This window comes from Bradyrhizobium sp. HKCCYLRH1034, assembly GCF_051168375.1.
Taxonomy (GTDB): domain Bacteria; phylum Pseudomonadota; class Alphaproteobacteria; order Rhizobiales; family Xanthobacteraceae; genus Bradyrhizobium.
The window spans coordinates 347,706-362,348 of the sequence record NZ_JBNPUW010000007.1; the positions used below are offsets into that span (position 1 = coordinate 347,706).

Annotated in this window: 13 protein-coding genes; 2 read left to right on the forward strand and 11 right to left on the reverse strand. The window is 65.5% G+C overall.

Features of this window, described 5'->3' with window-relative positions:
• Window positions 1-145 precede the first annotated feature (145 nt).
• Window positions 146-1,450 (forward strand): citrate synthase, encoded by a 1,305-nt coding sequence (gene gltA / locus ACQR0W_RS19310; protein WP_315711611.1) that lies wholly within the window; start codon window positions 146-148, stop codon window positions 1,448-1,450.
• A gap of 102 nt (window positions 1,451-1,552) precedes the next feature.
• Here the strand turns inward: gltA and ACQR0W_RS19315 are convergent, their stop codons facing one another.
• Complete coding sequence (locus ACQR0W_RS19315; protein ID WP_316170129.1) at window positions 1,553-1,918, reverse strand: response regulator; 366 nt, start codon at window positions 1,916-1,918, stop codon at window positions 1,553-1,555.
• Between the two features lie 136 nt (window positions 1,919-2,054).
• Between ACQR0W_RS19315 and ACQR0W_RS19320 the strand changes: the two genes are divergently transcribed.
• Window positions 2,055-3,293 carry a GAF domain-containing sensor histidine kinase gene (locus tag ACQR0W_RS19320; RefSeq protein ID WP_316170128.1) on the forward strand — a complete coding sequence of 413 codons (1,239 nt, stop codon included), beginning with the start codon at window positions 2,055-2,057 and terminating at the stop codon, window positions 3,291-3,293.
• Here the strand turns inward: ACQR0W_RS19320 and lpxB are convergent, their stop codons facing one another.
• The 10 genes from lpxB to ACQR0W_RS19370 all read right to left on the reverse strand — a co-directional run bounded on the left by lpxB (window position 3,294) and on the right by ACQR0W_RS19370 (window position 14,635).
• Window positions 3,294-4,451 carry a lipid-A-disaccharide synthase gene (lpxB, locus tag ACQR0W_RS19325; RefSeq protein ID WP_316170127.1) on the reverse strand — a complete coding sequence of 386 codons (1,158 nt, stop codon included), beginning with the start codon at window positions 4,449-4,451 and terminating at the stop codon, window positions 3,294-3,296.
• Between the two features lie 26 nt (window positions 4,452-4,477).
• Window positions 4,478-5,335, reverse strand: coding sequence for an LpxI family protein (locus ACQR0W_RS19330; RefSeq protein ID WP_315750910.1), 858 nt, complete (start codon window positions 5,333-5,335; stop codon window positions 4,478-4,480).
• 4 nt (window positions 5,336-5,339) lie between these two features.
• On the reverse strand, window positions 5,340-6,149 hold the full coding sequence (lpxA, locus tag ACQR0W_RS19335; RefSeq protein ID WP_315711606.1) for an acyl-ACP--UDP-N-acetylglucosamine O-acyltransferase: 810 nt from the start codon (window positions 6,147-6,149) through the stop codon (window positions 5,340-5,342).
• 29 nt (window positions 6,150-6,178) lie between these two features.
• Window positions 6,179-6,637 (reverse strand): 3-hydroxyacyl-ACP dehydratase FabZ, encoded by a 459-nt coding sequence (gene fabZ, locus ACQR0W_RS19340; RefSeq protein WP_284418776.1) that lies wholly within the window; start codon window positions 6,635-6,637, stop codon window positions 6,179-6,181.
• On the reverse strand, window positions 6,637-7,704 hold the full coding sequence (gene lpxD, locus ACQR0W_RS19345) for a UDP-3-O-(3-hydroxymyristoyl)glucosamine N-acyltransferase (protein ID WP_315711605.1): 1,068 nt from the start codon (window positions 7,702-7,704) through the stop codon (window positions 6,637-6,639). Before lpxD ends, fabZ begins: the two co-directional genes overlap by 1 nt.
• A gap of 117 nt (window positions 7,705-7,821) precedes the next feature.
• On the reverse strand, window positions 7,822-10,362 hold the full coding sequence (gene bamA, locus ACQR0W_RS19350; protein ID WP_315711604.1) for an outer membrane protein assembly factor BamA: 2,541 nt from the start codon (window positions 10,360-10,362) through the stop codon (window positions 7,822-7,824).
• Window positions 10,363-10,536: 174 nt separating this feature from the next.
• Entirely contained in the window at window positions 10,537-11,688 is a 1,152-nt protein-coding gene (gene rseP / locus ACQR0W_RS19355) for an RIP metalloprotease RseP (protein ID WP_315750909.1), read from the reverse strand.
• Between the two features lie 39 nt (window positions 11,689-11,727).
• On the reverse strand, window positions 11,728-12,951 hold the full coding sequence (gene dxr, locus ACQR0W_RS19360; protein WP_315711602.1) for a 1-deoxy-D-xylulose-5-phosphate reductoisomerase: 1,224 nt from the start codon (window positions 12,949-12,951) through the stop codon (window positions 11,728-11,730).
• A 41-nt stretch (window positions 12,952-12,992) separates the two neighbouring features.
• Window positions 12,993-13,880 (reverse strand): phosphatidate cytidylyltransferase, encoded by an 888-nt coding sequence (locus tag ACQR0W_RS19365; RefSeq protein WP_316170126.1) that lies wholly within the window; start codon window positions 13,878-13,880, stop codon window positions 12,993-12,995.
• Entirely contained in the window at window positions 13,877-14,635 is a 759-nt protein-coding gene (locus ACQR0W_RS19370) for an isoprenyl transferase (RefSeq protein WP_315827149.1), read from the reverse strand. Before ACQR0W_RS19370 ends, ACQR0W_RS19365 begins: the two co-directional genes overlap by 4 nt.
• Window positions 14,636-14,643: the final 8 nt, after the last annotated feature.

Consider the following 14,643-nt stretch of genomic DNA (forward strand, 5'->3'; position numbering starts at 1 on the left):
CGGTTTCGGATTTGACCTTCGCTTAAGCTGTTGGCAGCGACAGTGACGCGAATGTCAAAGCCACCGCACTAGATAAAGTCCACCTGCCCTGCCATCTCTCAAAAAGAACAAGGGCCAAGCCTAACGATCTCATCGGGGACAAACGATGGACGCAAAATCCGCAAGCAAGACCGCGACCCTCACCGTCGGCAACAAGAATTTCGATCTTCCGATCCTGAGCGGCACCGTGGGTCCCGACGTCATCGACATCGGCAAGCTCTACGCCCAGACCGGGATGTTCACCTATGATCCCGGCTTCACCTCGACCGGCAGCTGCCAGTCCAAGATCACCTATATCGACGGCGACGCCGGCGTCCTGGAATACCGCGGATATCCGATCGAGCAGCTCGCCGAGAAGGGCGACTTCCTGGAGACCTGCTATCTGCTGCTGTACGGGGAGCTCCCCACCAAGGCCCAGAAGCAGGATTTCGACTATCGCGTGACCCACCACACGATGGTGCACGAGCAGATGTCGCGCTTCTTCCACGGCTTCCGCCGCGACGCGCATCCGATGGCGGTCATGGTCGCTTCGGTCGGCGCGCTCGCCGCGTTCTACCACGACTCCACCGACATCAACGATCCGAAGCAGCGCATGATCGCGTCGATGCGGATGATCGCGAAGATTCCGACCCTGGCGGCGATGGCCTACAAATACACCATCGGCCAGCCTTTCGTTTATCCGAAGAACTCGCTCTCGTTCGCCGAGAACTTCCTGCACATGTGCTTCGCGGTGCCGTGCGAGGAGTACAAGCCGAACCCGGTTCTCGCCGACGCGCTCGACAAGATCTTCATCCTGCACGCCGATCACGAGCAGAACGCCTCGACCTCGACGGTGCGCATCGCCGGCTCCTCGGGCGCCAACCCGTTCGCGTGCATCGCCGCCGGCATCGCCTGCCTGTGGGGTCCGGCGCATGGCGGCGCCAACGAGGCGGCGCTGAACATGCTGGCCGAGATCGGCACCGTCGACAAGATTCCGGACTTCATTGCCAAGGTGAAGGACAAGAACAGCGACGTGCGCCTGATGGGCTTCGGCCATCGCGTCTACAAGAACTACGACCCGCGCGCCAAGATCATGCAGAAGATGTGTCACGCGGTGCTCAAGGAGACGGGCCACGCCGACGATCAGATGCTCAAGGTCGCGATGGAGCTCGAGAAGATCGCGCTCAGCGATCAGTACTTCATCGAGCGCAAGCTCTATCCGAACGTCGACTTCTACTCGGGCATCACCCTGAAGGCGATGGGCTTCCCGGTGTCGATGTTCACCGTGCTGTTCGCCGTCGCCCGCACCGTCGGCTGGATCAGCCAGTGGAGCGAGATGATCGAGGATCCGCAACAGAAGATCGGCCGTCCGCGCCAGCTCTACACCGGCGTCGCGACGCGCGACTATGTCGAGATGGACAAGCGCGGCTGAGCGCAGCGCAACTCCGCTTTCGAACGGCGCCGTCGATCCCGACGGCGCCGTTTCGTTTGTGAGGTCGCGCCTTTCTGACTCGCGGCATCGGCCGGGAGTGCATCAGGCCAGCGCCTCGAGATGAGACCTGAGCTGCTCGGCCCCGTATGGCTTGGCAAGGAAGCGCGCGCCGGACGGCAGTTCCGAAGGGGTCACCTGACCTGACGTCACCAGGAGCGCGACCGGAGGCCAGCGGTCCCTGACGACGGCGACCAGCCGCAGGCCATCTATCGACCCCGGCATTTGGACGTCCGTGAAGACCACCGATATGCGGTCACATCGTTCGAGAAGCGAAATGGCCTGATCGGCGTCAGCTGCCTCGATGACTTCGAAACCGAGGTCTCTGATCATGTCGACAGCGTTGGCGCGGATCAGCCCCTCGTCCTCAACGACCAGAACTGTTTTTCTTGTGAGCCGAACGCGGGACACTCTGTCTCCTGTCCAATCTCATTCAATCGCACGACGATCATTTTGTTCCGGCGAACGTTCCGGGGCTGAATGCGTTGAACGGTGCAAATCGAAGACACGACTTGTATCCTGGATCGGGGACCAGCTCGAGCATACGATGACGACCAATCCCAACCCGGACGTCGACGCTGTCCAGCAGCTCGACGCCGTTCCCAAAATTCTGGACTCGGTGAGCAGGATCACCGGGATGGGATTCGTTGCGGTCGCGCGCGTGACCTCGGATCGATGGGTCTGTTGTGCGGTTCGCGACGACATCAATTTCGGCCTGAAAGAGGGCGGCGAGCTGCGCGTCAAGACGACGATCTGCAGCGAGGTCCGGGAGCGAGGCAGAGCTGTCGTCATCTGTGACGTCGAGACGGATCGCATGTTTCGCGATCACCCGACGCCAAAGCTCTACGGCTTTCGCAGCTATATCTCCGCTCCGATCACCCTGTCCGACGGGACCATCTGGGGCACCCTGTGTGCGATCGATCCAGCGCCGCGCGAGCTGGACCGGCCCGAGATCGTCAGCACCTTTCAGCTGTTCGGGGAGTTGATCGCGGCCCAGCTGGAGCTTCATCAGCGCTTCGCGCTCAGTCAGGCCAGCCTCGGCCTCAGCGAGAAGCGCAGGTTTTCGACCGAGGAACGGCTGAAGACCACCCAGGCTGACCTGCTCGACGAGCGCCGGACCGCCGAGCTGAGAGAGCAATTCATCGGCGTTCTCGGCCATGACCTCCGCAATCCGCTGGCCTCGATCGACGCCGGAATGCGCGTGCTGCTCCGCAGTCAGGACAGCGCCAGAGCGCCTGAGATCATTTCCATGATTCAGAAATCAGTCATGCGCATGGCCGGACTGGTCGACAACATCATGGATTTCGCCCGGGGGCGCCTCGGCGGCGGCCTGACGATCAAGCCCGACGCGCGGCAACCGCTGGCGCCGGTGATCGAGCAGGTCATCTCCGAGATCCGGCTGGCCTGGCCCGATCACGAGATCGAGACCCGGATCAACATCGCGGAGCCGGTCAAATGCGACCGCAGCAAGATCGGGCAATTGTTCTCGAACCTGCTCGGCAACGCCATCTCCTACGGCGACAAGGACAAGCCGATCCAGGTCTCCGCAACAACGAGCGAAGGCTCTTTCGTGCTCGCCGTCACCAATCACGGACCGCCGATCTCGGACAAGGCGATGCAGAATCTGTTCAAGCCCTACATGCGTGGCGAGCGTCCGAGCCAGCATGGTCTCGGGCTCGGACTCTACATCGCCTCCGAGATTGCGCGAGCGCATGGCGGCACGCTCCAGGCCACGTCGACCGGCGACAGAGCGACCTTCGAATTCAAGATGCCGCTTCAGGCCTGATCAGCGCCGTCCGCTGCGCATCGTTGCCAGCACGATGTCGGCCGCGCGCACGCTCGGCGAGGCCGCGCCCGTGGACATGATCGCGTCGAGGCGATCGAACGCTTCGACCTGGCGCGCACGTATCGGACCGTCGCCCAGGAGATCGGCGAGAACGGGCGCGAGATTGTCGGCGGTGCAGGCTTCCTGAAGGAATTCCGGAATGACGTTCTCGCCGATCACGAGATTGGCGAGAATGACCGATTGCACGTTGACGACTCGCCGGAGAATGAACGCCTCGATCTCGCCGACGCGATACGCCGTCACCATCGGCACGCCGGACAGCGCGAGCTCCAGGGTCACCGTGCCGGACTTGGCGAGCGCGGCGCGCGCGCGCCTGAAGGCTGCCCGCTTCTCGGCCTCGCCCGTGATGATCTCCGGAACGAGCGGCCAGTTTGCGACTCCAGCCCGCACCGCGGCTTCGAGATGCGGCGTGGTGGGCAGCACGGCTTCGAAGGCCAGGTTTTGGGCGCGCAGCCGCGCCAATGTCTCGCCGAACACGGCGATGTGGCGAGCGACCTCGCTGCGCCGGCTGCCAGGAAGCACCAGCAGAACGGGAGGGTCGGCATCTCGGCGCGCCTGCTCTGCCGCATTGGGGCGCAGGTTGGCGAGCTGTTCGATCAGGGGATGGCCGACATAGGTGCAGGGCGGACCATTGAGCCTTCGGAACGCCTCCGGCTCGAACGGCAGCAAGCCCAGCACGTGATCGACGTAGCCGCGCATCGCGCGCGCCCGGCCCGGGCGCCACGCCCATACGGTCGGTGCCACGTAGTTCACGATCGGAATCTCGGGATCGCGCGCGTGAACCCGCTTCGCCACGCGCTGGGTGAAATCGGGACTGTCGATGATGACGAGCACGTCGGGCTGGTCCGCAACGATCGCATCGACGGTGCCGCGGATCAGGCGGAGGATCTTGGGCAGCTGCTTCAGCACCGCCGCGAAGCCGACGATCGAGAGCTCCTCGATCGGAAACAGCGAGGCGAGCCCCTCGCGTGTCATGCCGCGGCCGCCGACGCCGGAGAATTCGACGCCGTCGCCGAGCCGCTGGCGCAGCACCTTCATCAGGCTGGCGCCGAGGCGATCACCGGACTCTTCGGTCGCGACCAGGCAGATCCTGCGCATGGCCGGGCCTGCCGGAGGCCGGGGCGTCACGCCGTGACACCCGTGATGAACACGCCTGCCCGATCGGCGGCAGCCACTGTCTCCTGGGGATCGGCGAGCAGAGTATAGGCGGCAGCGACGGCGACTCCGGCGAGACCCGCGGCCGAAAGTCCCTCGATGGTTCGCGGACCGATGGTCGGCAGGTCGTAGCGGAGGTCCTGGCCGGCCTTGGGCGCCTTCACCAGCACGCCGCGCCCGGCAGCAGCACGAATGCGGCGATCGGCGCGCAGCCGCGCCACGCGGGCCAGCAGCCCGTCGGTGCCCTCGATGTCCTCGAGCGCAACGACGTGGCCGTCGATCACGACCACGGCCTGCCCGACATCGAACGGCGCCATGGCGCGGAGCACGGACATTCCTTTGGCGATGTCGCCAGTCACCAGATCGTTGGGCCCGCTCCGCGTCAGCCGCCCTTCGGGCACGAGCAGATTGGGGGCGACGTCCTTGACGCCGATCATGTGAAAGCCGTGACGCTCGAAGATGCGGCCGACGCCGGACAGCAGATGATCGTCACCGCCGCGAAAGGCCGACCAGATGTAGGGCAGCTCGCGCAGCGTGCCCCAGTCGAAGCGGATCTCCGACACGGCCGGACGAACGAGATTGCCGATGAACATGAGATCGCGAACGCCCTCGGCCTTCAGGAGCTTCAGGGCATTGCCGAGTTGGCCGAGGCCGATCCAGTGATGACGGAAGCGCGCCAGCGGCTTTGGATCGCAGATGCCCTTCAAGGCGAACAGCACCGGCGTCTGGCCGCGCGCGACGATGGCATCGGCGACCGCGAAAGGCAGCACCCCGCCCGCGGCGATCATGCCGATCGGCGGAGAGGTCACGGCGGCCGGCGTCGCCATGGCGCTACGGCTCGATGGCCGGCCTGCCGATCTCGGGCAGGCACAAGGCGCGATGTCGGCCGCCATCGATGAAGGCGAGGATCTCGGCAATGGCGGGATCCTCGCCGGCCAGCGGCCGCACCGCCGCGAGGCGATCGGCGAACACGCCGGGGCCATGGAAAAGCTTTTGATAGAAGGCACGCACCGTGGCGAGGCGCTCGCGTGTGAACTTGCGGCGCTTCATGCCAATGACGTTGAGACCTTCGAGCGCGGCATACTGGCCGTTGGCGAGGCCATACGGAATGATATCGCCGCGTACGCCGCAGACGCCGCCGACCATCACGCCATGGCCGATGCGGGTGAACTGATGCACCGCGGACAGGCCGCCGATGTAGACGGAATCACCGACCTCGACATGGCCGCCAAGTGTCGCCGAGGTCGCGAAGATCACGTTGTCGCCGACAACGCAATCGTGGGCGACATGGGCATTGTTCATGAAGAACCCGGCATTGCCGACCTTGGTCAGGCCGCCGCCTTTCGTGGTGCCGATGTTCATCGTCACGCCTTCACGGAAGGTGCAGCCGGAGCCGATCTCGAGCCGATGCGGCTCGCCGCGATAGCTGAGATCCTGCGGCGCGCCGCCGAGCACGACGAAGGGCGAGATCACGTTGTCATCGCCGAGCGTGGTGTGGCCCATGATCTGGACGTGGCTGATCAGCTTGCAGTTGGCCCCGATCACGACGTTGGGGCCGACGATGCAGTAAGGACCGATCACGGTCCCCTCACCGATGACGGCGCCATCCTCGACGCGTGCGGTGGGATCAATCTTGCTCATTTCGACGCAATCAACTTTCTACCAGCCCGTCAGTCGGTCAGCATCGCGCCGACATCGGCCTCGGCGACGACGACGCCGTCGACCTTGGCATCGCCGTGGAACCACCACATCGTCTTGCGCCGGCCGATCGAGCGCATGTGATACTCGATGGTCTGGCCGGGCAGCACCGGCTTGCGGAACTTGCACTTGTCGATGGTGAGGAAATACACCGCGCGCGGCTTTTCCGTGCCCTCGACCGACTTGATGCCGATCACGCCGGCGGTCTGGGCCATGCCCTCGATCATCAGCACGCCCGGATAGACCGGCCGCTCCGGAAAGTGCCCCTGGAAGCAGGGCTCGCCGATCGAGACGTTCTTGACGCCGATGCCGCTGTAGTCGGCCCGGATGTTCTTCACGCGGTCGATCAGGAGAAATGGATAACGGTGCGGCAGCGTCTTGAGAATCTCGTTGATGTCGACGTCCGCAAACCTGATGGGTGACTCCTCCATCACTCCCGTCCCTCGTCCCTGTTCGTCGCGGTCGAATCTCGCACCAGCCGTTCCACCGCAACGATCTCGCGGAACCACTGCTTGGTCGGCTTGGCGAAGAAACCGCCCCACCGGCCGTTCGGCGGAATGTCGTCCTTGACGCCGCTCATCGCCGTCACCTGCGCACCATCGCCGATCGTCAGGTGATTGTTGATACCAACCTTCGCCCCGAGCGCGACGTTGTCGCCGATCGTGAGACTTCCTGCCAGCCCGATCTGGGCCGCCAGCAGGCAATGCCGTCCGATTGTGACATTGTGGCCAATCTGCACCTGGTTGTCGATCTTGGTGCCCTCGCCGATCACCGTGTCGCGCAGGCTGCCACGGTCGATCGTCGTGCCGGCGCCGACCTCGACATGGTTCTGGATCAGCACCCGCCCGGTCTGCGGCACCTTGGTGTGCCCATCCGCGCCGAAGAAGATGAAGCCGTAGCCATCCTGGCCGATGCTGCAGCCAGGATGGATCAGGACGTCGTTGCCGATCAGCGCGCACTGGATGACGGTGCGGGCGCCGACATTGCAGTCGCGACCGATCTTGACGTGGGGACCGATCACGGCACCCGCACCAACGATCGTCCCCGAGCCGATCTCGACATGGGCGCCGATCACCGCCAGCGGCTCGACGATGACGCCGTCCTCCAGCCGCGCGGTGGGATCGATGATGGCTTGAGGCGAGATTCCATCGTCGCCGAACCAGGGCTGCGGCCGCAGTGCGTCGGCATGGAACTCGCGCGCGAGCTGCACGAAGGCGCGGAACGGCTGATTGGCGCGAAGCACTGCGACGTGGGACGGCACGCGCGCCTCGAATCGCGGACTGACCAGGCAGGCGCCCGCTTTGGTCCCGGCGAGCTGGCCTGCGTATCTGAGGTTGTCGAAGAACGCCAGATGCATCGGGCCGGCCTCGTCGAGCGACGCCAGTCCCTTGACGACCTGCTCGCCGCGGGATGGGTCGACCAGGGTGGCCTTGGCGGCGGCGGCGATCGCTGCCAGGGTCGTGGGCGGCGGCGATTGGAAGAAGGTCGGCTGGGCCATTCCGTCGTACTCTCAAGACAAAAAGTCAGAGCCCGGCTCCGGTGTCCCGGAACCGAGCTCCCATTTCTTACACCGGCGAGGTTGGTCGATGCCAACCCGGATTCGATCGGCCCAGGCTCAGAACGATGTACCGCCGCCGAACCGGAATTCCTGCGTCCGGTCGAACTGACCCTTGGTGAGCGGGATCGCGTAGTCGAAGCGCAGCGGACCGAACGGCGACGCCCACACCAGACCCACGCCGACCGAGGTCCGGACCTTGTTCTGGTCATCGAACTGCAGACCAAGGCAGGTGCCGGCGTTGTTCGGGTTGCGCGTCGGCTTGATACAGCCGGGGGTATTAACCTCGCCCGTCGCAGCCCAGGACGTCGGACCCTGATAGCCCCACAGGCCGCCAGCGTCGGCGTAAACGGCACCCTTCAGGCCCGTCTCCTTGGGCAGGAACCAGAACGGCATCTGCAGTTCGAGCGAAGCGCCCCAGTACTTGGTGCCGCCCAGCGCGTCCTGCGTGCCGAACGGATTGATATCGCGCGGACCAATGCCGTTCGGAGCGAAGCCGCGAACCAGGTTCGGACCCATCTGGAAGTGATCGAGCATGCGCAGCTGCGTATTGCCGATCTTGTTCAGGATGCCGCCCTGGAGGTGGACGATGCTGACGATGTCCGACACCAGCGGGGTGAAGTACTTCGCATCGAACGCGGTCTTCAGGTACGACACATCGCCGCCGACACCCGCGAAGTCCTGCTTGAAGTCGACCAGCAGGCCGTCGGTCGGGTTCTTGTTGTTGTCGAGCGTGTTGTAGTTCAGCGTGTAGCCGAGTGCCGAGGTCAGCGTCGCGCCGTTCGCCAGCTCCTGGCGGACCGGCAGCGAGGCCTCGCCATTGGCAAAGCAGCCGAGACCGCCGTTCGGATCGGCGAGACCATTCGCATTGATGAACGCCGGCGTCGGATTGAACGGCACGAAGCGGTTGCCGATCAGGGTGCCGGCCGCGACGTTGTTACAGTCCGACAGCGTCGCCGGCAGCGAGATCTCCTGGCGATAGATCGAGTAGCGCAGCTGCAGCGACAGGTCTTCCCGCAACTGGAAGCCGAGGCGCGGGCTGAAGCCGAGCGTCTTGGTGCCGTAGGAGATGAAGTTGTTGGCGAGCTGCTGGCGCTGGTAGAGGTCGAGGCCCAGCGCGACCCGGTAGTCGAGCAGATAGGGCTCGACGAACGACAGCGAGTAGCCGCGGGCGAACTGGCCGTAGGTCACCGACGCCTTGGCGAACAGGCCGCGGCCGAGGAAGTTGCGCTCGGAGATCGAGACCTCGGCGAGCGCACCGTCCGTGGTCGAATAACCGCCGGAGATCGAGAAGTCGCCGGTCGACTTCTCTTCCAGGTTGACGTTCAGAACCACGCGGTCGCTCGAAGAGCCCGGCTCGGTGACGATCTTCACGTCCTTGAAGAAGTCGAGGTTCTTCAGGCGGCGCTCGGCACGGTCCACCAGGGCGCGGTTGTAGGCGTCGCCCTCGGAGATGTCGAACTCGCGGCGAATGACGTAGTCACGGGTGCGGGTGTTGCCGCGGATGTTGATGCGCTCGATATAGGTGCGCGGGCCCTCGTCGATGGCGAACACGACCGACACCGTATGAGCCTCGAAGTTGCGATCGCCGCGCGGACGGACCACCGCGAACGCGTAGCCGCGCCGCGAGGCCTCGATCTGCATCTCCTCGACCGACTTCTCGATGTTCTCGACGTTGTAGAGCGAGCCGACGCTGACGCGCGAATATCCGCGCAGCGTGGTGGCGTCGAGCGTCGCGATCGACGACTGGAAGTCGACCGAACCGACCCGGTACTGCTGGCCTTCCTCGATCTTGAAGGTCACGAGGAAGCCCTTGCGCTCCGGATCGTACTCGCTGAGCGCAGCCACGACCTGCACGTCGGCATAGCCGTTCTTCAGGTAGAAGCGGCGAATCAGGTCGCGGTCGGCCTCGACACGGTCCGGATCGTAGACGTCGCCCGAGCCGAGGAAGCTCAGGAGGTTGGTCTCGCGGGTCTTGATGACGTCCTTGAGGCGATAGGACGAGAAGGCGTTGTTGCCGACGAACTCGATCGACTTCACGCCGGTCTTCGCGCCTTCCTCGATCGTGAAGATCAGGTCGACGCGGTTGTTCGGCTGCTCGATCATTTCCGGCGTGACGCGCACGTCGTAACGGCCCGAGCGGCGATAGATCTCCGCGATGCGCTGGGCGTCGGACTGCACCATCGGGCGCGACAGCGTGCCGCGCGGCTTCGACTGCACTTCCGCCTGGAGCTGCTCGTCCTTGACCTTCTTGTTGCCCTCGAACGCGACGCGGCCGATCACCGGGTTCTCGACGACCGTGACGATCAGGCGCCCGCCCTGGCGGTTGATCTTCACGTCGGAGAACAGGCCGGTCTCGATCAGCGCCTTGAGGCCGTCATCGACCCGGCCGGCGTCGAGCGTCCCGCCGGGGCCCGGCTTGAAGTACGAGCGGATGGTCTCCAGCTCGACGCGGCGGTTACCGACCACTTCGATCGAGTTGACCGTCTGAGCCGCAGCTGGCGACGAAAGAACCACGCTCGCCAGCGGCAAAGCCACCGGGCCGGCGAACATGATAAAGGCGGCCGCCAAGCCCCCCCGCACCCGCAATCCGAACTTCATGCGCTACGCGCCCTTATATTCCGTTGCCGGTTCCGTACCCCTACGAACCCGACAGATTCCCATTTGTCGTTCGCTTGTAGCCAATTTGGACCCGGCGGCAAACGCCGGATCTCTCTGAATTTTCAAATTCGTTTCAAAACGTTGCCCAACGGCCACGTCGTAAAAAAGCCGCGCTCAGGACCCGGCGAGGTGAAGGATATCGTTATAGGTTGCAAAGACCATGAGCATGAGGACCAGCCCGAGGCCGATTCGGAACCCCATCTCCTGCGCCCGCTCTGACAGCGGCCGGCCGCGGACGGCCTCGACCCCATAGAACAACAGGTGTCCGCCATCGAGCAGCGGAACCGGGAACAGGTTCAGGAGCCCGATCGAGACCGACAGCGTCGCGCACAGTTGCACAACGAACTGGAAGCCGAGGCTGGCTGCCTGTCCCGAGAGTTGTGCGATTCGGATCGGACCGCCGACGTCGCCGGCGCTCCCGGCGCCCGCGAACAGCGAGGCGATGAACTTGAAGGTCGTGGAGATGATGAACCAGACCTGCTCGAAACCGATCTTGATCGACTCGAGGAACCCGACGGGGATCGACCGCGATTCGTCCGGCTTGGCGTTGTACTGGATGCCGAGCACGCCGATCCGGTGGCTGTTGCCGAACAGGTCCTTGACCTCCTTGAGCGCCGGCGTCGCCTTCAGGGTGAGTTCCGTGCCGTCCCGCTTGATCAGGAAGGACAATTCGGTGCCGGCGCTGACCGAGACGACGCGCTGCATGTCGGCGAAGGTCTCGATCGCCCGGCCGTCGATGGCGGCGACGACGTCACCGTCCTTGAAGCCGGCCTGGGCCGCGACGCTGTCCGGCTGGACGGCATCGACCCGCGGGGTCGTGTTCGGCTTGCCGAAATACAGCGCCATGCCGGCGAAGATGATGACCGCGAGGATGAAATTGGCGATCGGGCCGGCCGCGACGATCGCAGCGCGCTGACCGACGGTCTTGTGGTGGAAGCTGTCGGCCCGCTCCTCGGCCGTCATCTTGGCGAGCGCCTCGGCCGACGGCGTCGAGGCCTCGGATTCGTCGCCGAAGAACTTCACGTAGCCGCCGAGCGGGATCGCCGAGATCTTCCAGCGGGTGTTGTGGCGGTCGTTGAAACCGATCAGTTCTGGGCCAAATCCGAGCGAAAACGTCAACACCTTCACGCCGGCCCAGCGCGCGATCAGGAAATGGCCGAGTTCGTGGAAGAACACCACGATCGTCAGCACGAACAGGAACGGGACGATGTAGCCGAGAAGGCCGTGGCTCAACGTATTGAAGATATGGTGGAAAAATTCCGACATCGATGACCTTCCCGATGGGCCGGTGGCCCGTCCAACCCTTTAAGATGCTTTTGCGGCGATTTGAGGCAAGAGGCCGGAGGCCCTTTTTCGCGCGTCATGGTCAATGGCGATGGCGTCGTCCGCCGAGGTCAACGGTGCCAGATTACCCGAACGCGTCCAGTCCTCGAGGGTCGCCTCGACCAGCCGGGCGATCGCACCGAACCGGATGTGACCAGCGATGAAGGCCGCGACGGCGACCTCGTTGGCCGCGTTGAACACCGTCGTCGCGCCGCGCCCAGTGCGCAGCGAATCGTACGCCAGCCGCAGACCGGGGAACCGCTCGAAGTCCGGGGCCTCGAAGGTCAGCGTGCCGATCTTGGCGAGATCGAGCCGGGCCGACGGCCCCTTGATGCGCTCCGGCCAGCCCAGGCAGTGGGCGATCGGAATCCTCATGTCCGGCGCGCCGAGCTGCGCCACCACCGAACGGTCGGAGAACTCGACCATGCCGTGGACGATCGACTGCGGGTGGACCAGGACGTCGATCTCGTCGGGCGACAGCGCGAACAGGTAGGACGCCTCGATCACCTCGAGGCCCTTGTTCATCATCGAGGCCGAATCGATCGTGATCTTCTGACCCATGCTCCAGTTCGGATGTTTCAGCGCCTGGGCCAAGGTCGCCTGCTCGATATCGGCCGGCGCCCAGGTGCGGAACGGGCCGCCGGAGGCGGTGATGATCACCCGCACCAGTTCCTCGCGATTGCCCGAGGACAGCGCCTGGAACAGCGCGTTGTGCTCCGAATCGGCCGGCAGGATGCAGGCGCCAGCCCGCGCGGCCCGCTCCATGAAGAAATCGCCGGCACAGACCAGGCATTCCTTGTTGGCGAGCGCCACGGTCGCGCCGCGGTCCACCGCGGCGAGCGCCGGCTTGAGGCCGGCGGCACCGGAGACGGCGGCCATGACCCAGTCGGCGGGACGGGCTGCCGCCTCGATGATGGCGCTCTCCCCTGCCCCGCATTCGATCCCGGTGCCCGCCAGCGCGTCGCGCAGCTCGTCGAGGCCGGCCGGATCGGCCACCGCCACGAAGCGCGGGTTGAACTCCCGGGCCAGCTTCACCAGGCCCTGGACGTTGCTGTTGCCGGTCAGCGCCTCGACGCGGTAGCGCTCCGGCGCGCCGCGCACGAGGTCCATGGTCGAATCGCCGATCGAGCCGGTGGCGCCGAGCACGGTGACGCTGCGCACCTCCGCGAGACCGGCCTTGTTGTTCCGCAATGGCACTGCGCTCATGTTCTCACCAAACAATCTCGACCGGCCAGCCGCGCTGCCGGTCACCAAACCAGAAGACCGCGGCCGACGCCATCGAGGCCGCCGCGCAGCAAACCGAGCAACGCAGCGACGACGATCGCCGCGACATAGCCGTCCAGGCGATCCAACAGGCCGCCATGGCCGGGAATGATGTGACTGGAGTCCTTGACCCCGAACTGCCGCTTCACCGCAGATTCGAGCAGGTCGCCGAGCTGCGAGACCACCGACAGCGCCGCGGCGAGCATGAGCATCGCCATCAGGCCGCCGGCGCCGGCCATCGACCAGGCGGCCGCGGCGACGAGGCTGGCGGCGAAGCCGCCGACGGCGCCGGCCCAGGTCTTGTTCGGGCTGATCCGCGGCGCGAGCTTCGGCCCGCCGATGCTGCGGCCCGCCACGTAGCCGCCGATGTCGCTGGCCCATACGACCAGAAACACCAGCACCAGCGCATGCCATCCCTCGGCCGCATCGAAGCGCACCAGCACCGAGCCGAGCTCGGCGGCCGACGCGTAGGCGAAGCCGGCGGCCACCCAGGCGCGACGTCCCGCAGCGAGCGCCATGACCGCGACCAGGCCGAGCCCAAGCACGACGACGGCGAAGTCGATCAGGCCATAGGCGCAGCAAAGGCCGGCAACGCCGATGGCCAGTGCGCCGGCCGTGCCGACGCTGGCCGTGCGAACCTCGCCCACCACCATCAGCCATTCGAGATACAGGCCGACCGCGACCACCGTGACCAGTGCGGTCCAGAATACGCCGCCGGCATAGGCGGCGCCGAGCGCCAGCGGCACCAGCACCAGCGCCGCCGCCACCCGCATCACCAGATTGCTGGTTGCAGCCTTTTTCGGCGGCGCGGGATCATTGCGCTGCGCGGCGTTGGCGGCGTCTCTCACGGCTGCGGTATCCGGTTTGGTCACGAGGCGGTTTTCGCCACGAGACCGCCGAAGCGGCGTTCACGCCGGCCGAACTCGGCGATCGCGCCCTCCAGCGCGGCCTTGTCGAAGTCGGGCCAATGGATCGGCACGAACACCAGCTCGCTATAGGCCGCCTGCCACATCAGGAAGTTGGACAGCCGCTGCTCGCCGCTGGTGCGGATGATGAGATCGGGATCTGGAATATCGGGCGCATCGAGATGAGCGCCGATCGCATCGGCATCGATCGAAGCCGGATCGCGCCGGCCCTCGGCGACCTCGCGGGCCAGACGCTGCGCCGCGCGCGCGATCTCCTGGCGCGAGCCGTAGTTGAAGGCGACCACGAGCGTGAGCTTGGTGTTGCCCCGGGTCAGTTCCTCGGCCTCGCTGAGGAGCGCGCAGATGTCGGGCTCGAGCCCGTCGCGCTCGCCGATCACCCTGACACGCACGCCGTCGCGATGCAGGGTCGCGAGATCGTTGCGGATGAAGCGGCGGAGCAGCCCAAACAGGTCGCCGATCTCGCTGGCCGGACGCGACCAGTTCTCGGACGAGAACGAGAAGATGGTGAGATAGCGAATGCCGAGCTCATGCGAGGCGCGCACCACGCGGCGCAACGCCTCGACGCCACGGCGATGCCCTTCCGCGCGCGGCAGCCCGCGGGCCGCAGCCCAGCGGCCGTTGCCATCCATGATGATGGCAACATGGGCCGGTCCGTCGGACCGGTCCGGCGCCTCCGTCATCGGGGCCGCGGCATTGGACATCAAGCGCA

What these genes read in the sequence shown, in the direction of transcription:
- gltA (WP_315711611.1), top strand. Translation starts at nt 146, where the DNA reads ATGGACGCAAAATCCGCAAGCAAGACCGCGACCCTCACCGTCGGCAAC.
- ACQR0W_RS19320 (WP_316170128.1), top strand. Translation starts at nt 2,055, where the DNA reads ATGACGACCAATCCCAACCCGGACGTCGACGCTGTCCAGCAGCTCGAC.
- lpxB (WP_316170127.1), bottom strand. Translation starts at nt 4,451, where the DNA reads ATGCGCAGGATCTGCCTGGTCGCGACCGAAGAGTCCGGTGATCGCCTC.
- ACQR0W_RS19330 (WP_315750910.1), bottom strand. Translation starts at nt 5,335, where the DNA reads ATGGCGACGCCGGCCGCCGTGACCTCTCCGCCGATCGGCATGATCGCC.
- lpxA (WP_315711606.1), bottom strand. Translation starts at nt 6,149, where the DNA reads ATGAGCAAGATTGATCCCACCGCACGCGTCGAGGATGGCGCCGTCATC.
- fabZ (WP_284418776.1), bottom strand. Translation starts at nt 6,637, where the DNA reads ATGGAGGAGTCACCCATCAGGTTTGCGGACGTCGACATCAACGAGATT.
- lpxD (WP_315711605.1), bottom strand. Translation starts at nt 7,704, where the DNA reads ATGGCCCAGCCGACCTTCTTCCAATCGCCGCCGCCCACGACCCTGGCA.
- bamA (WP_315711604.1), bottom strand. Translation starts at nt 10,362, where the DNA reads ATGAAGTTCGGATTGCGGGTGCGGGGGGGCTTGGCGGCCGCCTTTATC.
- rseP (WP_315750909.1), bottom strand. Translation starts at nt 11,688, where the DNA reads ATGTCGGAATTTTTCCACCATATCTTCAATACGTTGAGCCACGGCCTT.
- dxr (WP_315711602.1), bottom strand. Translation starts at nt 12,951, where the DNA reads ATGAGCGCAGTGCCATTGCGGAACAACAAGGCCGGTCTCGCGGAGGTG.
- ACQR0W_RS19370 (WP_315827149.1), bottom strand. Translation starts at nt 14,635, where the DNA reads ATGTCCAATGCCGCGGCCCCGATGACGGAGGCGCCGGACCGGTCCGAC.